Annotated in this window: 13 protein-coding genes; 7 read left to right on the top strand and 6 right to left on the bottom strand. The window is 45.9% G+C overall.

Annotation, left to right across the window (positions count from 1 at the left end; genetic code table 11):
• Nucleotides 1-95 precede the first annotated feature (95 nt).
• From PRUB_RS13005 to PRUB_RS12995, 3 genes are all read left to right on the top strand, one after another.
• Complete coding sequence (locus PRUB_RS13005) at nucleotides 96-1,817, top strand: FAD-binding oxidoreductase (protein ID WP_010387220.1); 1,722 nt, start codon at nucleotides 96-98, stop codon at nucleotides 1,815-1,817.
• 515 nt (nucleotides 1,818-2,332) lie between these two features.
• A complete protein-coding gene (locus tag PRUB_RS13000) occupies nucleotides 2,333-3,046 on the top strand; it encodes a hypothetical protein (protein WP_010387219.1) in 714 nt (237 codons plus the stop codon).
• A gap of 165 nt (nucleotides 3,047-3,211) precedes the next feature.
• Nucleotides 3,212-3,832, top strand: coding sequence for an ankyrin repeat domain-containing protein (locus tag PRUB_RS12995; RefSeq protein ID WP_040645197.1), 621 nt, complete (start codon nucleotides 3,212-3,214; stop codon nucleotides 3,830-3,832).
• 142 nt (nucleotides 3,833-3,974) lie between these two features.
• Here the strand turns inward: PRUB_RS12995 and PRUB_RS12990 are convergent, their stop codons facing one another.
• A complete protein-coding gene (locus PRUB_RS12990; protein WP_010387217.1) occupies nucleotides 3,975-4,817 on the bottom strand; it encodes a formylglycine-generating enzyme family protein in 843 nt (280 codons plus the stop codon).
• 432 nt (nucleotides 4,818-5,249) lie between these two features.
• Here PRUB_RS12990 and PRUB_RS12985 point away from each other — a divergent pair, with 432 nt between their 5' ends.
• Nucleotides 5,250-6,251, top strand: a complete 1,002-nt coding sequence (locus PRUB_RS12985) for a hypothetical protein (RefSeq protein ID WP_010387215.1) — start codon at nucleotides 5,250-5,252, stop codon at nucleotides 6,249-6,251.
• A gap of 806 nt (nucleotides 6,252-7,057) precedes the next feature.
• The gene (locus PRUB_RS12980) at nucleotides 7,058-7,366 is read left to right on the top strand and encodes a hypothetical protein (protein ID WP_010387213.1); all 309 of its coding nucleotides are present in this window, start codon (nucleotides 7,058-7,060) and stop codon (nucleotides 7,364-7,366) included.
• A gap of 129 nt (nucleotides 7,367-7,495) precedes the next feature.
• Here the strand turns inward: PRUB_RS12980 and PRUB_RS12975 are convergent, their stop codons facing one another.
• Complete coding sequence (locus PRUB_RS12975) at nucleotides 7,496-11,584, bottom strand: hybrid sensor histidine kinase/response regulator (RefSeq protein ID WP_052026458.1); 4,089 nt, start codon at nucleotides 11,582-11,584, stop codon at nucleotides 7,496-7,498.
• Between the two features lie 557 nt (nucleotides 11,585-12,141).
• Between PRUB_RS12975 and PRUB_RS12970 the strand changes: the two genes are divergently transcribed.
• On the top strand, nucleotides 12,142-13,419 hold the full coding sequence (locus PRUB_RS12970) for a flavin monoamine oxidase family protein (RefSeq protein WP_010387210.1): 1,278 nt from the start codon (nucleotides 12,142-12,144) through the stop codon (nucleotides 13,417-13,419).
• 61 nt (nucleotides 13,420-13,480) lie between these two features.
• Here the strand turns inward: PRUB_RS12970 and PRUB_RS12965 are convergent, their stop codons facing one another.
• The 3 genes from PRUB_RS12965 to PRUB_RS12955 form a co-directional block, all read right to left on the bottom strand.
• A complete protein-coding gene (locus PRUB_RS12965) occupies nucleotides 13,481-15,184 on the bottom strand; it encodes an AMP-binding protein (RefSeq protein WP_010387208.1) in 1,704 nt (567 codons plus the stop codon).
• 297 nt (nucleotides 15,185-15,481) lie between these two features.
• Nucleotides 15,482-18,655 (bottom strand): efflux RND transporter permease subunit, encoded by a 3,174-nt coding sequence (locus tag PRUB_RS12960; protein ID WP_010387206.1) that lies wholly within the window; start codon nucleotides 18,653-18,655, stop codon nucleotides 15,482-15,484.
• A 4-nt stretch (nucleotides 18,656-18,659) separates the two neighbouring features.
• Nucleotides 18,660-19,835 (bottom strand): efflux RND transporter periplasmic adaptor subunit, encoded by a 1,176-nt coding sequence (locus tag PRUB_RS12955; RefSeq protein WP_010387204.1) that lies wholly within the window; start codon nucleotides 19,833-19,835, stop codon nucleotides 18,660-18,662.
• A 459-nt stretch (nucleotides 19,836-20,294) separates the two neighbouring features.
• On the opposite strand from PRUB_RS12955, the gene PRUB_RS12950 reads away from it, so the two are divergent.
• Complete coding sequence (locus tag PRUB_RS12950) at nucleotides 20,295-20,909, top strand: TetR/AcrR family transcriptional regulator (protein ID WP_010387203.1); 615 nt, start codon at nucleotides 20,295-20,297, stop codon at nucleotides 20,907-20,909.
• A 15-nt stretch (nucleotides 20,910-20,924) separates the two neighbouring features.
• On the opposite strand, the gene PRUB_RS12945 is transcribed toward PRUB_RS12950, so the two are convergent.
• Entirely contained in the window at nucleotides 20,925-22,769 is a 1,845-nt protein-coding gene (locus PRUB_RS12945) for an ABC transporter ATP-binding protein (protein ID WP_010387201.1), read from the bottom strand.
• Nucleotides 22,770-22,868: the final 99 nt, after the last annotated feature.

The raw sequence follows: 22,868 nt of genomic DNA, 5'->3' as shown, positions 1-22,868 counted from the left end.
AGGTGTGTTCAAGCGCTGTAACAAGATGTAATGGTTTTAGTTATTGTGTCGACACACAATATTGCTAAGAACTATTACAAAAGGAATAAGTCGCTATGTCTTTGATCGACGACCTGAAACACCTGTTTGAACCTTTCGCTGCCAATCCGCCAAATATACTTAGCCCTGATGAATGTCGTGACCAGTATGATAAATCGCGTAAAGTTTTTAATCGCAGATTTGATTTTATGCCCAGTGCCATTGTACAGGTCAAGAATACGGCACAGGTTGCTGCGCTGATTGAGCATGCAACCAAGCATGATATTGAAATTGCTGTTAAATCTGGTGGTCATGACCACGAAGGTGAGTGCGTTGCAACCGGCAAACTACTGATAGATTTTAATCTGATGAACAATGTGAATGTTTATCAGGCTCAACTGCCATCCAGCACGGAACAAGCGTTTGGTGTGCGCATTCAACCCGGTGCTATCTTTGAGAAGATTAAGGCAGAGCTCGATACATATCATCTGGGTATTCCTCATGGCACATGTCAGAGTGTGGCCATTGCTGGCTATACCATGGGCGGTGGCTGGGGTCCCTGGACGCGTAAATACGGTATGGGATGTGAGCGATTGATTGGCGCGACCATAGTACTTGGCGATGGGACTGTAAAGTACTTAGGTGTGAGCGCTGAGCTCAACCAGGAGCCGAGTTTATCTGGCTGTGAGCCTCAAAGAGATCCTGATCAGAACAACAGTATATTGTGGGCGCTGCGAGGTGGCGGCGGGCTCAGTTATGGTATTGTCACTGAATTGGTTTTTAAGCCATTTAAGTTACCAAAGATTGCGCAGAGTTTTGTGATTAAAAGCGACTCATTTCCAGCGCTTGAAAAAATCAAAGCTGTCGACATTATCGCGGCCTGGGAGCAGTTAACCGCACCTGGTCAAAATCCAAACCTGATAGGCACTAACCTTAAAGTGAATGCAAAAGGGGTTAAGTGTGTATCTGAGATCAGTGAAAACGCACTATTAAGCTGGCAGCTGAATGGCCATTTTGGAGGCACAAAAACTGAACTGCAAACCATGATGACACAGTGGGCTTATTATCTGGTCTCTCTGATTAACCAAGACCCTTATTTAACTGACACAGAGAAGCAACAGCAAACAAATGACGTCATTCACGAATTTAATGAGTTCTATCAGAGAACTTGTGCACATGCAGTAGAGTTTAATGCAGCGACCAATAGCACAGGTTACTCTCTGGACTTTGATAGCTGGGACAGAGAACTCGGTGGTATTCAGTTGGAAACAGACGAGCCGGCACCACACAAGATAACATCGAGAATGCCTACGTCAAAATGGGGGAGTGCTGGCAGACAAGCGCTGGTCAAATCGCTGCAGTCTACCTTGCTAGATGGGGATGCTACAGACAGCAACATCGCAGCTTACATTACCTTAGGGGCTATCAGTGGCCAATATTATTCAGATAAACAACAATTATCAGAACAGGATAAAGTGAGCTGTGCATTCCCCTATCAGGACAGACCCTTTACGATTCAGTATCAGGCGTGGTGGGATCAGCCGGAGCAGGGTAATGAACCCGCAGATGTCGCAAAACTGATCTCAACACGATTTTATGAAAACAGAGCACAAGACTGGATAGAGTCATGTCGAAGTTTTGATATACCCGATACAAGAGGGGCGTTTATCAGCTTTAAGGATGCGGCGGTGAAAACAGAAGATTACTTTGATGACAGCTATGAGTCGCTAATAGGCGTTAAACTCGACCAGAGTCAGGACTCCAAATGCCTGTTTAGAAGCAGAAAAACCATCATATAATCAACTTGTACTGGCTGACTTTGAACATTAAAACTGGGTCAGCCAGCCACACCAATAAATATCAGATAGTCGTGGTTTTGGCAGCTCTGTATGCCAGTTTTTCAGTAGTTTTGTTCAGTTTCACTGGCTAATTAGCTGCGTGGACACCTAACCCTAGTTTTTCCTTACTACGGTGCTATTTACCAGTTTTCTATTAGGCTGGCTGTCCGAGATAGGTGGGTTATAAGTGATGAATGTCATTTTGTCAGTTATAATAGCCGGTCTCTCCGAACTTATGAATCGTGTTTATTCTGTTAAGGCTATGAAATGCCTAGGGTAAGCATTTTTACACAACGAAAAAATGAACTTTGTTGATATCGGCTATTGAGTTCTAAAATTAGCAATAGCCTTGAAGGCTGAGGTGCCAGGCGGTTACGCTTATTATTGATGGGTAATTAGCGATGTGAAAGGGGCGCTTTGAGAGTTGGGCTCAATCGGTGTTCTCAGTAATTTACTATTAAATGAAAGTAGGAAATATGGTGTACGATAAAGTAGATTATACTAAATACAGTCTGGAAGATTTATATTGTGCTTATGAATCAATAGATAAAGAAAAGTACCCCGAACGTGCAAGTGAGATCGAGTCCTATATCTTAAAGTTAGGTGGAAGCATTGGTTCCACAGAGCCCGAGACAGTTCATTTTAAAAGTTGCACTGCAAGGCAGGTTAAGAAACTTTTTTATAGCGGTTTATCAAAAGAGGAAGTTTACAGGAAACTTAGCACTGAAAATTACAATCCGGTAAAAGTCAGCAGGGTTTTGTCTCAGATACTTGAAAAAGACACTTTACAAATGAACAAGAAAGTCCACATTGGATTTGTTATTTCACTTTGTGTATTTTATTTGACTCACTTAGCCATTTTAATAATAGGGGATGGGCTAACCAGTTCATTGAGTGAGGTTTTGTTTTACAGTGTATTGGGGTTAATCATTCCTTCAATAGTGGTTTTTACTATATATAAAGGTCATATTGGTGGGTTTTATCTTTTGTGTTTTTTCTTGTTCAAGGGGGTACTTGATGATTTGGCGATTTTTGAACAGAACCCTTTTGTAATATCAGTAGCGGTAAGCTTCAATGTAGTGTTGTTTTGCTTCGCTGTTTATGTAAAAAATAGACTTTATCCATATCAGTCATTTTTTCATAATAAAAAAGATATACATGGAAATTATGTGTTTAAAAGTACTAAATAATTGGCGTCATAGATTGGTTTTACCTAAATGGGTTCTTGGTTTTAACCCGGTGCCACTCGCTGTAGGCTGAGATTACATCACGCTTTTGCAACCTCATTTATTGCTGGCATCACCCAGATCGGCGTACTAATAGGCCTGGTAAAACACACAAAATAGGCGAGATAATTGAAATTTTATACAGCTTTAAGAAGCAAAGCTATTTTGAATAAATTAAAAATATTACTGGTGGCGATAATACTTACAGTACTTACTTTGAATTTTATCAGTGATGAACAAAGAGATATAAATTTGGAGCTCGTGAATGCAATTAAGGAATGTGATATTTCCGCTGCGCAACCTCTGTTGGAGGAGGGGGCTGATCCCAATATATATATTGACGGTCATGGATCGGCGATGGCGCACTCACCATTCTGCTTATCAACAGAGCCACTTGAGTTGCTGTTAGCATACGATGGTGATCCAAATATACAACTAATGAATTTAGGTAAAAGGCTAATATTTAGGGTGATTTCTCCTGGGAAACTGGCTTCATTGAAGTTACTAGTTAAGAGCGGTGCAGAAATCAATGTAACGACTGAAACTGGTTTGACTCCATTGATGCAATCCCTAATGCTAGGTCAATTTGATATGGCTATTTACCTGATAGATTCAGGAAGTCATCTGACAGCAAAGGATAACTTTGGTACTACTGCGCTAGAAATTTACTCCGAAGGGACGATAAAATCGCCACCTCAAAAGGGTAGCTTAGAATATGAGGTAGGCTTAAAGCTTGGCCGTGTCTTTTAATCAAAGTTATGATTTATGCAGGCATGTATTGTGCTAACTTGATAGATAATGAATAATTCTGTTAGATGTCTATACCTCTAGCAGCTTGGTGTATTGATGCTGTTTTAGATGCGACCACTGCAGTCACGCACCAGCCCCTCTTTTAGTCTTTGACTAACCTAAATCCAACATCTATAAACCCTGAATTTGCGAAAAGTCGGTATCTGGATGATGAGCGCAAATATTTTGGATGTTGCCACATAGAGCCTCCTCGCACCAGCCTTCGCTTACAAATTCCTGAATGATTATATTTCTCGCCTCTAGCTTCATTGGCTTTTTCCGTTGTGGGCTTGTATTCATACTCTCTTTCATTCCAGCAATCTTGCACCCATTCAAAAACATTTCCTTGCATGTCGTATAAGCCAAATTGATTAGATATATATGACATTACAGGGCTAATATTTGAATATCTATCTTCAGGCCAGCCTTGTTTGTTACTTCCATTGGCATATTTACCATCTGGCGTATTGCCCCAACTGTATATAGTCGTTGTGCCACTCCGAGACGCGTATTCCCATTCTGCTTCTGTTGGAAGGCGGAAACGTGATTTTTGGCTCTCATTTAGCCAGGGAATAAATTGATAGACAATGTCATTCCACCTTACGATAGTAACTGGATGGTTTAATGGGTATTCTAACCTTTTGATTCGATTGTCTTGGCATATACCTGCTTCAATGCAGGGTAAATACATCTCCCAAGTTACTTCATGTTTCATTAAATTGAAACTGGGGATTTTTCGACTGTGTACCGGGGTTTCTTCTTCTGTGCACTGTGTGTCGTCTAAACTACATCCCATCAAAAAATCACCAGACGGAATTCTGACAAGGCTACCACTAATTAGCTCAATTGCTTTAGCTCGCTTTGCATTCTGTTTTTTGCTGGTTGTCTGGCAGCCAGCCAAAGCCATGCTAAGTAGAATAAAAAGCGTTGTGTTTATTATTTTCATTTTTATACTTCCATCGGTTTCATGGTAAGAGCAATGGTTTTTCTAGAAATGTAATAAAATTCAACCCACAATTCTCGAACGTATCTCACGTTGCACAGATACCCAGCTACATCATTCTAATACTCACCAGTATAGTGCACTTTAGGTTGGGTGTCCGGGGAAGGGCGTTACCCGAAAATATCACTCAAATGTTGCACTACGCAGTTCCAAATTGAACTTGTCCATAGGCAGTGCATAAGCTTATGTGGATGTCCATAGGAGGTTCTAGAAGGTTCACAATAGAACTGACTTGGCTTGAGTAACGCGCACAATAATGGTAACTTTTTGTTATTTATAGTGATAAGTGTTTAGGGAGGATGTTTTTGACTGTTTTGATTACTGGCTTAGTTCAGCGTTCTCGTGAATACACAATGATATAATCAGGAATTATTGATGCACAACCAATCAACAATAAATTTAATAGAAAACTACTCTAAAGAAGAGCACATGCGTCTTATTCAAGGGAACTTAAATATAGATTACTCCAGGCTGAAATCTCTAAGCCCAATTTTTAGTGAGCGATGGGATGCAGATAACTTGCCGTATGTCGCTAAATCACACGTAATCGACGCATATTATTCTTTGCCGGAACGCCCTGATATTGCATTTACTTCGTTGTGGAAGGCTATCAATAATTCATATAACAGTTATTACTTAAAGCAGGTGTTTGGTAATCCAAATTGCAAGCAGTTGACAGATACAAAAAGTCTGGAAAAGGTTATTGAGCATATAGCTAATGATGCAAATGTGGTAATTGAAGATGAACATACCATCGAGAGTTTGGTGGGCTTTTATATAGGAAAAATCCCAGATAAAACATACAGATTTGTTGCAAGCTATATTTTGAAGGGGATGGCAATAATGGACCCTAAATCAAATGGCAGTGTATCTGAAATTTACGCGCTTTCTTCCTATAAAACATTTAAAAATAAATTCCCAGAAATTCACGGTGTAATTGAGAAAACATATGGTGAGAAGTATCGAGATATATGTGATGTTGGTATTGGTAGCGATAAAGTGACTGTGCAACTCAATATTGCAAACTCTGATGAGGAAAAATCCATAGCTTTAACACGTAGTTTAGCAGATAGCTTGAAGCGCATGCTAAATGGTAATAAGGTCAAACTGGATAATGGTGATTTCTCTGGAGTTATTGAGCTTTTATCATTTCAACAAAGACTTTACTTTTTAATTTTTACAATCCTCTACTCCGTAAGAAATAATAATACACATGGAAATGTGGCATCAAGGATGAACAGTGAATATGCGAATAAAGAAAGCTTTGAGGCGGCTGAGTACATATTCTTACTTGGGCATATGTTCTTGTCCCTGATTATGTATAGGAATGGCGATCTATTGCCAAGTGATTTAAAGTTGAACTTTGAAAATATATGAATAGATGTGTTGTGGGTATACATAAAGGGCATGCCTCCGGTGGTAAAGTTAGATGTCTAGATAAATTTCCGTATGAATATGCGCTTTAATTTGTATGGTTTCTTTTTTAATGAATAATTGATTTTAAGTGGTGAGGTTCGTATATTCATTGCGAAAGGAAGTCGGTTAGGTTAAAAATAAAAACAATAGAGAATAATAAACCAAGCCACTCGGATTTTTAACATTGGCACATTTTTTCCAGCTCGTCACGTTGAAAAAAGCCTGCCAATATTACTGATCGCTGCTTGGGACACTATGCATGGAAAGAAAAATATGACTAAATTTGTGGGCGTTTTCCTGTTAACTGTGTTGATAAGTGCTTGCGCCGCGACCTCGAATAATGAATTAGGTTATGACGGGTATAATCGCAGCGGTGAAACCGTTGAGCAAACTTTACTTCGGTTAAAGGAGGATTCGTCTGTTGACGTTCGAAATGAGCGAGGATGGACGATTGCTACGATGAAATCAGGAAGAGTGATGTGGAGTTTCACACCACCAAATCATCCCGCTCACCCCTCTTTCGTAAAGCGAGAGGTAATCGAAAATGACGGAAGAATTTATATCGAGACAAGTGCGAGATGCGGAGCGTCAAAACAAATATGCGACGACCTGGTTCAGGACTTTATTAAACTCAATAACCTAGTTAGCAAAGAAATGTCCGGGAGTTAAATGCACAATAAGACTAATAGCTTCAATGCTGTAACGGAACAGCCTTCGCTTCGTTCCAGCAGCAGGGTACTTCGGCAAACTATGCTTATAGGATATCTGTGATCAACCAACCACACTGGTATAATCTAAAAAATGAACTTGCTGAGTACATAGCGCCGAAACTACGGGGTTATCAAGAGAACTTTGCGCAAGAAGGCGTAGCAGTACCAACTTGGCTAGTTGAAGATAATATTGATACCTCAAATTTATCTGCAGCTGAAATGGATATGTTGAAAGATGAGTGGCTGAACATAGTTGGTCAAATGGCGAAAGCATTTGAACTGGTTCTTGATGGTCAATCAGGTGACCCTAAAGTTTTTACAGGGCTAGAGCTCTTTGCTAAATATTACGTGCACTTGTGGGACTAGGCACCCAGTATTGTGCGTTCTTGTGTGGGTCTGTAATGTTTGTTTAGAAGCAGAACCATTATCTAAGAATCCACCGGTATTGGCTGGCACAGGGCTTCTGTAAGCTGGGCCAGCCAATTGCCATTCCATTCAGGTGATAGTGGTTTTGGTTACCCAGTATTCAAGCTTTTCGGTGACTTTGGCTGACTCTATAGGCTTTGTTATATAGTCATCCATACCTGCATCCAGGCACTTTTGCCTGTCGCCTTGCATTGCGTTTGCTGTCATTGCAATGATGGGGATATCGGTATAATGATTGCCAGCCTGAGCTGAGCGAATACGCCGGGTGGCTTCATAGCCATCCATTTTTGGCATTTGGCAATCCATTAGTAGCAAGGTATAAGCTTGGGTTTCAGTGTTGCGCAGTTTGTCCAATGCCTCTAAGCCATTTTCTGCAATGTCTATGGTCACACCCAGATGTTCTAAGATCCGTGTTGCGACCAATTGATTGACTTTATTGTCCTCGACCAGTAATACATGGGTGTCTTTTGCCCACGGGAAGTCTTGTGTATCGGCCTGACTTTGTTTGTGGCTGGGGCCAGTATCCTCTTCCTGATTCTTACTGGGCTCTAAGCCAGATAGTGCTTTCATTAAATCGTGTTGGGTAGCTGGTTTCGTGAAGTAACCATCCAAAGGCACCGGGCTTGATTCAACCGCATCAAACTGTTCGTCCAGTAGCGTCATCATGATGAGCTTTAGCTGACTAAGCTGGCGGTTTTGCCTGATCTCGCGGGTCATTAATTCACTACTCATTGTAGGTAGTGTTCTGCTGAAAAACACAATGTCAATGCTGCTTGCAGAGAGTATCTGCAAAGCCTGCTCTGCGCTGTGTGCTTCGCTAACCTGTACTTGCCAACGTTCGAGCTGATGCTTTATGACTTCGTTACTTGAGGTATCTGAATCGACTAGCAGGGCATGGATGTTTAATGACGAAAATGCGGGGGCATTTGGCTCTGTGATCTCACATGGGTTGACCTGACATGTGAACTCAAAACAACTGCCGTGCCCAACGGTGCTAGAAACAGATACATCACCACCCAGCAACTGGCACAGCCGTTTGGTAATACTCAGGCCTAATCCAGTCCCCCCATATTTTCTGGTGGTAGAAGCATCAACCTGAATGAAGGAATCAAACAAGCTCGACAGCATCTCCTCAGGTATGCCAATTCCGGTATCCTGAATGCGACAGGTAAGCATGGTTTTGTCATCACTGATTGAGTGAGTCAGTGACGCGCTCATCACGATTTCGCCTTGCTCAGTAAATTTGATCGCGTTACTGAGGATGTTTGCCGCGATTTGTCGGATCCGACCTGGGTCTGAATTAATCATAGCTGTTTGGACACCCGTCAGGTCGACGACTAAGCCTACCCCTTTTGTCTGAGCACCAAGCGCCATAGATTCAGCCAGCTGCTCAAATAGCTGCCTGACGTCGAAATCGATGAACTCAAGTTCCAGTTTGTCGGCCTCAATCTTAGAAAAATCCAGAATATCGTTGATCAGACTGAGTAGGGAGTGAGCGCTGCTACTGGCAATGCCGACAGAATGCTCCTGCTCAGGTGTCAATTCGCTGTGCTTAAGAAGCTCCAGCATGCCCAACACTCCGTTCATTGGTGTTCTTATCTCATGGCTCATGTTAGCCAAAAATTCAGATTTCAGGCGGGTTGCTTGCTCCGCTTTTTTAAGGGCAGCTTCCAGCTCCATCGCTTGTGATTTCAAAGAAGCCGTTTTCTGTGAAACTTGTTCTTCAAGCTGCACTACGAATTGTTTTTGGCGATTGATTTCTGCTTTTTGCATGCGGGTGCGCAGATATATCACAGTAAAAATGAGCAAGGCACAGGCTATGGCATAGAGTGTGTAAGCCCACCAGGTTTTCCACGGAGGCGGGGCAACATGCAAGTTAATTGATAACAGTTGCTCACTCCATTCACCCCGACTATTGGTGGCTTTTACCTGAAACGTATAAGTCCCGCCATCCAGGTTCGTGAACGTGGCTGAATTTCGGTTACCAATGTCTATCCAGTTGTCGTCATAGCCCTCGAGTTTATAGGCATACTGGTTTTTATTAGGTGACACAAAATCAAGCACGGAAAACTCAAGAGAAAAAATATAATCCAGGTAGGTGAGGTAGATATCTGTGACGTATGAATAGGGTTTATCAAGTTTGACGGACTGGCCCATTTTATTAAAGCCCGTCAAGATAAGCGTTGGGTCTTTGAGGGTTGATTGCAAAGGACGTGTACTGAAATATTCGATACCGCGCTGGCTACTGGTAAAGAGTAGATCTCGTTTGGCTTTGACCAGGCTATCAGAGTAGTAATTTAATCCAAGCAATCCATTATGACTATCAAAATTGCTCACTTTCCCCGTTGACGGTGAAAACTTAGTGATGCCTCGGTTTGTGGTTAGCCATAAATTACCTCGCATATCATCTGAGATAGCGCGGATGAGGTTGCTTGGCAGCCCATTTTGTGTGCTAAAGTGCGCAAAATTGTTTGTCTTGGCCTGATACAGGTTGAGCCCTTGCTGGGTAGCAATCCAGATCTGCCCGTTCTGTGTCTGGTAGATATCCTGCACAATGCTGCCAAGCAGGCTATCCTCACGATAAGGGTTGTTCACAAAAGGTTGAAAGATTTGCTCTTTTTCAAGCCACAGGTTCACGCCGTTACCGGTGCCGACCCACATGTTGTGCGCATTATCTTTGTAAATAGTTAATACTTCTGGGTGTGACAAGCCATAGGAGCTATCAAGGTGTCTGAAGGTACCAGCGTCCGGGTTATAAATATAAACTCCGTTTTTGTATGTACCTACCCAGAGGTTGCCTTGTTGGTCAACGGCAAGTGCCCTTATTTCCCGAAATTGTCTGTGGTTTGGATCATCCTTTGGATAGCGAATAAGCGTCACGTCACGCGTATCCAGGTTGAACAGAGCTAAACCCTCATCCTGTGCAACCCACAAAGTGGCATCACCGTCGAGGTGTAGAACAGGGCGCTCAAGGAGTCGATTTTCACTAAAGCCGTTAGACTCGTTAAATAGCGGTGGAGAAAGGGGGTGCAAGGTTTGTGATGCGACATCCCACCTGAGCAAGTGAGAAGTCGAGTTGACGATGATCAAGTCGCCATTCTTATCTGCAGCAATGCCGTTTGGTGCTTTGAGCATTGAATTACTGATGGATTTGAATTTACGATGTGGTACCAGTTTAAAAATACCGTGCACTTCATTGGTGATCCACAGCGTTTTGGCGTTGTCTTCAAATATAATTCGCATGCCATTATTGTACTCAAGTTCCAGCTGTACCAACTCCTCATTCGACGGGTGTTTTCTGAACACGCCTTTACTGGTAACAAACCAGATATAACCCTCCTGATCTTCAATCATAGAGTTAACCTGTCCCAGATGAGTGCCGTCTTTAGGGCCTATTTTACTGAACTCTGCACTGGCTGGGTCGAATGCAAAGGGGCCTTGCTGGGTACCGATATACAGCTTGTTATGCGACGTTTTCAAAATGTGCCTGATTTCATTGGTTCCAGTGGGGGTGGTGTTTGTTGGGTCCGGGAAAAAATAATTGAAGCGCTGAGTGGTTTTATCATAGAGGTTCAGGCCGTAGCTCGTCGCTATCCAAAGACGGTCCATGCCATCATTTTCGATATCCCATATTCGATTGTGAGACAGCCCGGTAACAGAGTCAGTGCTCTTACTGACGTGCTCAAAGTTACCTTGCCCCAGATAACGATTAAGCCCGCTATCATACGATCCCAACCAGACTGAACCATCCAGGTCATGATATAAAGATTGGATCCGGTTTGCTGAAATTGAGGTGGGTTGTTTAGGGTCATGAAGAAAGTTTTCGAACTGTCCGGTCTTTGGATCATAGCGATTGGCACCTCCGCCCCAGGTGCCGATCCAAATGTCACCATTTCTATCTAACATCAGGTTGCCAGCATCATTATGCGACAAGCCGCTGTCGCTTTGGCCATCAAATTCAAACAGGGTGACTTTTCGGCCGTCATAGCGCATCACACCATTCTCTGCTGTGCCAAACCAGAGTAAGCCTTGTTGATCTTGTATGATGGAATAGATTTCGGATGAGACGAAGCCGTCCTCAGCAGTTAGCTTTTTAACTGAGTATTGATTAGCAAGTACCGGGATGTTGCCAAAACACAGCGCTGGCGTAACAGCCATCAAGACCAAACCGAAATAGACTACAAAAAGCCGTTTACCCAAATGCATGATTGGCAACCAAAGAAGATGCTTAAAAAGCGGAGCTCGTGTTACTAGGCTAGTTGAATTTGCGAACGATTTCTATGCATTCAGTTGTTTATACTGTTAAAAATTTATTATTTGCTGAGCAGGTTTCAGTCTATCCCAATACTGTTTATGCCATTAAGCAAAATAGTGCCGACATTTATCGGTCTATTGCTTTGGAACGATGTCAAAACGATTGAAACATTAACGCAACCTTGATGGTTTCCAGCACTCTCTCACACTTTGCCACATTCGCTGACAACAAATACATACTTAAACGAGTCCCTGGCTCTTATCCTAGTGTGCAGATGTTTAGACAACTTAGTTATCACCACATACAAGGATAGAAAAATGAAAGCACCAACAGATCATACTACTAACTTAAAGCACTTGGCATCTCAAGTGCTGGACAATGTTAACTTTGAAAGTATCAAGGATGTGACTGATATTGTTGTTATCGGGGGGGGTTAGCCGGGCTGGCGGCGGCAAAGCAGTTGTCAGACCAAAACCGCTACCACTTTAAGCTACTTGAAGCAAAAAGCCGGGTTGGTGGGCGGACCTTGAATCAACAGCTGACAACAACAGGCGGGGAGCGCCATATTGTCGATGGCGGTGCACAGTGGGTAGGTGCGACACATATTCATATGCAATCTCTAATTGCTGAGTTGGGGCTTTCGACCTTTACAACGCCACAGGAGGGGGAGCCAATATCGCAAGATGACCTCCCAGCGCAAGTGCAAAATGAATTGGCTACAATACGTGCAACCCTTAATAGGTTGGCGGCAAGCTTACCCATACATGCACCCTGGTTGGCCCAGAGCGCTCAGGCCTGGGATGGTCAAACTGCCTATGATTGGTGTGTGGGCCAAGGTTATTCCGCCACTGCGATAGAAGAATTGGATTATTCCGTCCGCTCATTTTTAGCAGCTCCGATCGCACAAATCTCCTTTTTATTTTTACTCCACTATATACGAAGTGCTGGCAGTATTGAGCAACTAGAAGTCATCACCGGGGGGGCGCAGGACCGTATTATCAAAGAGGGAGCACAGTCGATTTGTCTGGCGCTGCAACAGCAGTTGGCAGAACATGTGCAATTTGATGCTGTGACCAAAGTAGAGGAACACGGCGAATTTTGCCTGGTCAGCTGCCAGAGCGGGCAAGTTATTTTGTGTCAGCGTGTGATATTCGCTATGGCACCCAGTTTACTCGGTAATATTCAGTTCGAGCCGCCGTTGTTATCGAATAAAAGGCAGCTTATTGAGCAATGGGATACGAGTGAAGGCAGCATCAAGGCCCACCTGTTATATACTCGACCATTTTGGCGTGCGCAGGGCTTGAGTGGTATTTCATTCATCCCAAACGAGGTGCTGACCAGTACTTTTGACTGTTCCCGTAACAGCAATGGACCGGGTTTACTAACCGTATTTGTAAATAGTAGTGACGCAATGCGCGCGTTGTCGCTGGATGAACGCAAGGAACAAGTGCTTGCAGTTCTGAGCCAATTCTTTGGCAATGAGGCATTTGAGGCTGTGGATTATGTGGAGACAGACTGGCAGGCAGTACCTTTTCAGAGGGGGTGTGAATCTCCTCTTGCGGTTGGCAAGCTCACTCAGTTCGCCGATAACCTGAAAAAGCCGCTCGGGTCTTTTCATTTCTGCGGAACAGAAACGGCAGACATCTGGACAGGTTATATGGAGGGTGCGGTTGCTTCAGGGTATCGGGCAGCGGAAGAGGCTGCCCAGGCACTGGATCACCAGCTGCTTAGCCTGTAATCTCATTTGTAGATGACTTTGTCATTGATGCAAGGGGCTAAACGTGCGTTTTAGCCCTTATTTAAGCCGGTCCGTTGAGTGACTTTTCCATTGCTTCACGCATTTTGAACTTTTGTAGTTTCCCGGTCACCGTCATCGGGTAGGCATCTACGATGCGTATATGTTTGGGGACTTTGAAGTACGAGAGCTTATCTTGTAAGTAAGCTTTAATGGTTTGCTCATCAGTATACTGCTCCGGCTTTAGCTGTACCCAGGCGCAAACTTCCTCACCGTATTTCTCATCTTGGATCCCAAATACCGCCGCATCCTGAATGTCGGGGTGATGATACAAAACCTCTTCAATCTCTCGAGGGTAGATGTTTTCGCCGCCGCGAATGATCATGTCCTTGATGCGACCCACAATAGTGACATATCCTTCGTCATCCATTACACCCAGATCGCCAGAATGCAGCCAGCCTTGTGCATCTATGGTTGCCCGGGTTTTGGCATCATCCTGCCAGTAGCCTTGCATGACACAGTATCCACGGGCACACACCTCACCGGGTACGCCTCTGGGAGCAAGCTCACCACTTTCATCAATGATTTTCACCTCGGTATGGGCAATGGCACGACCGACGGTGGTCACTCGTTTAATCAATGGGGCCGATACTTCAGTAATATGATTAATGGGGCTGCATTCGGTCTGGCCATAGCCAATTAGGATGTCTGTCATGTGCATTTTTGTCTGCACATCACGCATCACTTTTTCCGGACAAGTGGCACCCGCCATGACACCGGTTCTGAGTGAGCTCAGGTCGAACTGGTTAAACTGCTCGTGCTCCAGTTGTGCGATAAACATGGTGGGCACACCATGCAAGGCAGTACATTGTTCGGCCTCGACGGTTTGTAGTGTCAGAAACGGATCAAAAGCATCATTGGGAAACACCGCACAGGCCCCCTGACTAAGGCAGACCAGGTTACCCAACACCATACCGAAGCAATGATATAGCGGTACCGGAATACAGAGCTTGTCCTGCTCTGTCAGCTGCATAGTCTGCGCAACCAGGTTGGCATTATTGAGAATATTTCTATGGGTTAATGTTGCGCCTTTGGGGTTGCCGGTTGTTCCTGAGGTAAACTGAATATTGATGGCATCATTGGGGCTTAATCTGGCTTCGATAGTACGCAGGGCGTTGTAATCTTGCTCTGATGCGAGTGAAAGCAACTGATTGAAATCACACAACCCTGCTGGGGCTGATTCTCCTTGTTGAGGGATCACCACCACATGGGTCAGATCAGGCAGTGTCGGTGCGCGTAGCTCACCAAAAGTATACTCTTCCAGCTCCGGAGCGAGTTCTCTGAGCATATTAATATAGTGACTGTGCTTGAACTGGGTGGCCATAATGAGCATCTTACAGCCCGCATTATTGAGCGCAAATTCCAGCTCGGCAGGGCGGTAAGCCGGATTCAGGCACACCATAATGGCACCGATCCGCGCTGTGGCAAATTGCACCAGAGACCACTCAAGGTTATTGGGCGACCAGAGCCCAACTCTGTCGCCTGGCTGGATCCCGCAATGTATCAAGGCAGCAGCTAGTTCATCGATGCGTTCAAGGTATTCCCGGTAGCTAAGGCGTTGCTGTTGGTGGCTAACTACAATTGCTTCACGGTCGCCGAACTGTTCGACAATGTGCGCCAGAAAGCCGCCAATGGTTTGGTCAAGTAAAGGCGTGTCAGAGGGGCCTCGGTGATAACTGAGGGTCGGGTTAATTGCTGGTGTTGTCATGATCTATTCCTTGTTGTTGTCATTGCTTTTTACTATCCGGCACACCCACGAAACCAATCAGGGAGCTTAAAATCGTAATAAGCTATAACTCAAAGAAATAACAAAGTTTATCCCATTGCAAGTGAGAGCCGATGAATCGGCATGAAATTAGACTAATGGCTAAGGGAGCAGGATGAACAGCCAGCAAAGAAACATTCATCAAATGTAAGCGGGTGAGTTTGGTAAGGTTATTTCGGTAAATAACAAAAAAGCGCCGGCACTCATTGAGTAACCGACGCTTTTATTCGACCTGGAAAGTTAGGCCAGATCTTCTTTAGTATCTACGTGCTCAGCTTTGTGCTGCTGTGCAATTTCTTCACTGAGTTCCTGTTTAGAGCGTTTCTCAGAAACACGTCTTGCCGTTAACCAGTAGAAGAACAAGGGCAGGAAGAACACTGCCAGGAAGGTTGCAGCAAGCATGCCGCCCATGACCCCGGTGCCTACACTATGACGTGCACCCGCACCTGCGCCTGAGCTCAATACCAGAGGTACTACACCCAGAATGAAGGCCAGCGAAGTCATAATGATGGGGCGGAATCTCAGTCGTGCTGCTTCCAGTGCAGCTGCTGCCGGGCTCCAACCTTGCTGTGTTTTCATCAGCGCGTACTCAACGATCAGGATGGCGTTTTTACTGGCCAGACCCAGTAAGGTGACCAAGCCAATCTGGAAGTAAACATCGTTGGTTAATCCTGCGACCCAGATGGAGATAAGTGCGCCAAAGGTACCAAACGGCAGTGCCAGCAAGACCGAAATAGGCAGAGACCAGCGCTCATATAGTGCCGCCAGGATTAAAAATACCATCACAACAGCCAGCCCAAGTGCCAGGCCAGTTGTGCCTGAGCTGCGTTTTTCCTGATAAGCAGAGGCCGTCCATTCAAAGGTCATATCCGGAGGCAGAACCTGCTTTGCGATACGCTCAAACTCTGCAATAGCCTGACCTGAGCTGTATCCCGGCGCTGCATTACCCATCAGCTTAACGGCCGACAGGTTATTGTAACGTTGCAGAGTTTCCGGCCCACGGCTGTACTCAATGTCAGTAAATGCTGAAATAGGGACCATTTCGCCACGATTGTTTTTCACATAGATACGGCCAACGTCTTCTGGTGTCATACGGAATTCAGCCTCGGCCGATAACAGCACCTGCCAGGCTCGGCCGAACTTATTGAAGTCATTAACGTAGTAATTGCCCAGGTTGGCAGCTAGCGCGTTGAATGCTGAGTTGATATTTACGCCCATAGCGCGAGCCTGTTCCCGGTCCATGTGAACTTTCAGCTGCGGTGCATCCGGACGCCACAGTGTCTGAATACCCGCAAGTATCGGACTCTTTTGTGCTTCGCCCATTAGCATTTGCATGCCTTGCTTGAGACGTTCAGGATCGGTACCCGCTTTGTTTTGCAGGTAAACCTCAAAGCCGCCGGTGGTGCCCAGGCCAAATATCGCTGGGGGGTTGAAGGCCAGAACCAGCGCTTCGTTGATCCCAGCGGTCTTCATAAACAACTCGCCAACCAGTGATTTCGTGTCGATTTCTCGCTCATCCCAGTGCTTTTGTGTGATGAATAGTGTCGCAGCACTGTTTTTGTAACCGCCACCAATAAAATCAAACCCAGTAAAAGCAACTACGTTTTCATTGGCCGGATTAGACTGGGCGGCAGCAACAACTTCCTCAACCACTGCAGCAGTGCGCTCCAGTGATGAACCATCAGGCAGGAATACCGCGGCGATGTAGAAGCCCTGATCTTCATCCGGGACCAAAGACCCCGGGGTTTTTTGCCATATAAACATGGTTGCGCCGACCATAGAGGCCATCAGCACCACACCAAGCAAGCCACGTCTTATCATAAAGCTCACGGAGCCCACATAACGGCCGGTGACGCGCTGGAACCAGTTATTGAACCACAAGAAGAAGCCCGCTGTTTGTTTGTGCTCATGTTTGAGGATCATGACACACAGCGCCGGGGTCATCGTCAGCGCGACCACGCCTGACAAACTAACGGATATCGAGATGGTAATCGCAAATTGTCTGAACAGCTCACCCGTTAATCCACCCAGGAACGCGATAGGGACGAACACTGAGCACAATACCAGTACAATAGCGACAACTGGGCCGCTTACTTCCTGCATCGCTTTAATGGCCGCTTCACGGGCATTAAGGTGTTGCTCGTGCATGATCCGCTCGACGTTTTCCAGTACTACGATGGCATCATCCACGACGATACCAATAGACAGCACCATACCGAAAAGTGTCAGGGTATTGATGGAGTAGCCGAGCATATAGAGTCCGGCAAATGTGCCTAATAAAGAAACTGGTACTGCCAGAGTCGGAATTAAGGTGGCGCGCCAGTTTTGCAGGAACAGGTAAACGACCAAAAATACCAACACCATGGCTTCTACCAGGGTGATCAATACTTCACGAATGGACACTTCTACAAAGCGTGTGGTGTCGTACGGAATACCATGATCTAGGCCAACAGGAAACTGTTGACGAAGCTCTGCTATCACGGATTCTACTTCGTTCGCTACATCCAGCGCATTGGCACCTGGTTGTAAAAAGACGCCCAGCAGTACGGCATCTTTACCATTAAAGGTACCGGCAAAGTTGTAATCTTTGGAGCCCAGCTCAACACGCGCGACATCTTTAAGACGCAGGGTAGAGCCATCCGGGTTTGCGCGAATGATAATGGCTTCAAATTCTTCAGGCGTAGATAAACGGCCCTTGGCAGTTACACTGTACACCAACTCCTGTGGCTGGCTGCTGGTTGGCGTGGCACCTATGGTTCCCGCTGCATACTGTGAGTTTTGCTCACGAATGGCTGCGGTGATCTCTTCAACAGTAACACCAAGCTGACTCATGAGATCAGGGCGGATCCAGACACGCATGGCGTAATCTTTGGCACCAAATATTTGTACACTGGTGGTGCCTGGGATACGTTTAATACGGTCCAGGATATTCATGGTGACATAGTTCGACGTCCACAAGCTGGAACGCGTCCCATCCGGTGAATAAAAGGCATGAACCTGTAAGAAACTGGATGAGCCCTTAGCAACCACGACGCCTTGGCGGCGTGTCTCTTCCGGTAAACGCGCCTCAACCTGTTTTACGCGGTTGTTGACGTCTACCGCAGCCTGGTCAATATCGGTGCCTATCTCAAACGTCACTGTGATAGTGGTTGTGCCAGAGCTGGTACTGGTTGACTCCATGTACATCATGCCCTCAACGCCTGTGATGGCATTTTCTATCGGGGCTGCAACCGTCTGCTCCAGGACATCGGCAGATGCGCCGGGGTAAAAAGCCGTTACCTGAACCTGCGGCGGTGCGATCTCTGGGTACTGAGCTATGGGCAGGGTGCGCATTGCGGCCAGGCCTGCCAGTACGATGACTATTGAGATCACAAAAGCAAAGATCGGGCGATCAATAAAATACTTAGAGAACATACGATTATTCTCCTTCGCCGCTCACGCTAACCGGCATTCCTGGGAAGAATATTCGCGCCATACCTTCAACGATCACAGGCTGTCCAGGGGTCAGGCCTTGTCGTATCACCCACATATTCTTGCCATCGAGGTTGACCCATTCACCTACCTCAACTGGCGCAGGCAGAGCAACGGTCATGCCTTGCTCGTTCTCAGTTGCAAGATAAACGAATTTACCTGTGCCGTTGTCCAATACGGCACGTTGCGGCAGCACAATGGCATTATTGCGCACTGCACCGGACAAACGAACGCGGACGAACTGACCTGGACGCAGCTCACCATCCGGGTTGTCGATCCGGGCCTGCAATTCACTGGTGCCGGTAAAGCGGTTTACCCGGACATCCGAGAAGTCGACTTTGCCTGAATGTGCATAGACAGAGCCATCCTGTAGCACTATGGTGGCGTTAAACTCATTATTCTTAGGCAGACTTAGCGTGCCATTTTCAACATCCTGACGCATGGCCAGTTGCTCTCGTTCAGAAAATCCGAAACGTGCCCGCATCATGCCGGTATCGGTGAGTTCACTTAACAGGACGGTCGGTCCGGAGACATAACTACCCTGAGAGACGAACTCTCGACCCATGATACCTGAGACGGGGGCTTTAACCTGGGCATATTCTAAGTCCAGTTGTGCTTCACTGAGTGCCACTTTGGCAGAGTCCAGATTGGCGATGGCAACTTCATAGGCGGAAACGGCGTTATCAAAATCGCGTTTTGAAACTGAACGCTCATCTTTGAGTCGCTCAAGCCTGTCTTTCTCACGTTTTGCCTGTGCTACATTCGCTTTAGCGGCATTGAGGTCGGCTTCTGCTTTGTCTCGTTCCAGCTGTAATGGACGGAGCTCTATGGTAAATAAAGAACGTCCCGCTTTAACGTACTGGCCTTCTTCAAAGTTACGCGATTCAATGAGTCCGGACACACGTGCTCTGATCTCAACTTCTTTATCACCGGCCAGAGTGGCTGGCAGTTCGATGTTGAATGGCACACTTTGGGTTGTGACCTTGTTGATACTCACTTGCGCAGGTGGCATGGATGGACCCCCCTGACTTTGAGGAGCCTCTGAGCAGGCAGAAATAACTAGTGCAGACAATACCGCTGTTGCCAGGTGTACTACACGACTGCTGTTATGGGCTGGATACATGTACACTCCAAATCCTGATTAAAATTTTTTATTCCTGAGTAGAGACGAGTTTGCCTCTCTTTTATTGGGTTTTCTTTTGCATTTTTCGCTGGCGTGGTTACAAACCAATCAAGTAAGTGTAGCACTGCTTTTTGACTTGCGTGTGCCGCATCGTCATTGCGAGATTTTGCGTTAATGCCAGTGAATATCTTGTCGTGCTTCGCACTGTTTACACCAAAACAGAACGAACCGAATGAATAAAAAGCACCGTTATTGCCTATGAAGCAAGATTTATCAGCAGGCTGCACAGTGCTGAGATAGTTCGACAATAGTGCAAGTATACGCAAGTGTATACTTTATTTATTTTGAGGTAAACGGCTCCGTGTACTTTTTTTGAGGGTGTGTATACGCATGTGTTTACTTTAATATTGGACCTTTTTAAGTTAAACTGCTGTTAATTCCAAACTGATGACCGAGTCGATGACCCAGCTTACTGAAAAACAACAAGCAATATTAAGCGCAGCGGTAGAAGAATTTGCACAACGGGGTCTCCAGGCGACCACAATGGAAGCGATATGCAGTGCTGCCGGGGTATCCAAACGCACTTTATATAAGCATTACGCAACGAAAGAAGCCCTATTTGATGCCGTGGTTATTTCGCTAATTGAAAGAATACAACCTATTACGACCATTCAGTTTATCCCTAACTATGATTTTGAGGTCCAGCTACGCCACCTGGCAGACAGTGCTGTGTCCTTACTGTCGGATAACGACTACATTAAGCTGTCACGCATAGTGATGATTGAGTCTATGCGTTGCCAGGCACAGGCAGACAGGCTTAATAACAAATTTAGTCAATGCGAAGCCGCCATGAGCCTGTGGTTTGAAGAGGCCTCGCGGGCAGGCTGCCTGGGCACTTTCTCAGCGCCATTTGCCGCTGCTTTTTTTTGGGGCGCATTAAAGCGGCTGACGTTTTGGGATCAGGCGATCCGCTGGCAGGCGCCCCTGGCTGAAGCGGATCTGGATGCTTTTGTCGATCAGGCCTGTCAGTTGTTTTGTGGTGGCATAAAATACGTCACGCAACAACCAACCTGACCCGCGCGGCTTTGGCTATTCAACGCCAATAAAGCCACCGGTTTGATGTGCCCACAGTTTGGCGTAAATGCCATTCTGTGAGAGCAGTTCATCATGTGTACCTTGCTCAACAATTTGGCCCTGATCCATTACTATCAGTCGGTCCATTTGCGCAATGGTTGACAGGCGATGCGCAATCGCAATCACGGTTTTGCCCGTCATCAAACTGTCTAAACTATCCTGAATCGCTGCTTCCACTTCGGAGTCGAGTGCCGCAGTTGCTTCGTCCAGAATGAGAATAGGGGCGTTTTTAAGCAATACTCTGGCAATGGCGATACGCTGACGTTGTCCTCCGGAGAGTTTGACACCGCGCTCACCGACCTGGGCATCAAGCCCTGTGTTACCTTCGTTGTCTTCAAGCGATTTTATGAATTCACTTGCCTCGGCTTTGTCGATGGCTTTGAGTAAGTCTTCTTCACTGGCATCGGGGCGGCCATACAAAACATTGTCTCTGACACTTCGATGCAGCAGTGCGGTATCCTGTGTCACCATCGCTATGTGCGCGCGCAGGCTTTCCTGGTCGACCTGCGAGATGTCTTGGCCATCAATTTTGATGGTGCCTTGCTGAACGTCGTAAAAGCGCAGTAATAAGTTTACCAAAGTCGACTTACCTGCGCCTGAGCGGCCCACAATGCCAATTTTTTCGCCGGGGGCAATCGTCAGGCTTAGCCCCTGAATAACGGAATGCTGCTCCGATTGCTGCTGGCGTTTGTAGGCAAAGTGCAGATCGTTAAATATGATTTCGCCCTGGGTTACGCTTAAGCCCGGGGCATTGGGCTGATCCTGGACATCCAGGGGTTTGGATAAGGTATTTTTACCATCGATGACAGTACCGATGTTTTCAAACAGGCTGGATACTTCCCACATGATCCACTGGGACATACCGTTCAGACGCAAAGCCAGGGCAATGGTGATCGCTATGGCGCCGCTGCTGATAGCACTGAGTGACCACAAGTAGAGCGAACCCGCCGCGACACTGAAGACCAGCAGGAAGTTCAGCGTTTGTATGCTGACATTCAGTTGCGTTGCCAGTCGCATTTGGGCATAGACGGGTTCAATAAACAAATTCATGCTGTCACGGGCATAAGTTTCTTCCCGTTTGTTATACGAGAACAGTTTAACTGTGGTGATATTGGTATAGCTGTCGACTATACGGCCGGTCATTTGCGAACGTGCATCGGCCTGTTTACTGGCAACCTGTTTGAGTCGGGGAACAAAATAAAATTGCATGCCGATATACAAAGCCAGCCATATCAGCAAAGGGATCATCATTCTCATATCACTGTCACTGACCAGTGCGAGCATAGCACCAAAGTAGACAACGACGTAAACAAGCACATCCAGCAGTTTCATGACTGCTTCACGGATAGCCAGCGCTGTTTGCATGACTTTGGTTGCAATGCGTCCGGCAAATTCGTCCTGATAGAAAGACACACTTTGCTTGAGCAAATAGCGATGTGCCAGCCATCGAATAGCCATAGGGTAATTACCCAGCAAACTTTGATGTAATATTGCGCTGTGAAAAAATACCAGGCAGGGCAGGCCAATGAGTGTTATTGCGGCCATCATGGTGAGTTCCTGACGTTTCACTTCAAATAATTCGGCCGGCGGATATGCCTGCATCCAGTCAACCAGCGTGCCCATAAAGCCAAATAGCATGACCTCCAGTGTGGCCAAGACAGCAGCACTTAGTGACATTAGCAGCAATGGCAACTCCATTCCTTTTGTGTAAAACCGGCAAAATGCCAGTAATCCCTGAGGGGGCTGTGTTGCCGGACGTGACGGGAATGGGACGGTGAATCGTTCAAACAACTTAAGCATAGTGCCTCCTGCATGATGACAGTGCCGAAATGACCCTGCAAGTAGATGGGGTGTGCAAACCTAGCCTGTTCAGAAAAAGCACACACCAAGCGTACTTTA

Origin of the sequence: Pseudoalteromonas rubra (genome assembly GCF_000238295.3) — a bacterium.
Lineage (GTDB): Bacteria > Pseudomonadota > Gammaproteobacteria > Enterobacterales > Alteromonadaceae > Pseudoalteromonas > Pseudoalteromonas rubra.
Note: the sequence above shows the minus strand (reverse complement) of the source record. Positions and strands in the feature narration are given on the sequence as shown.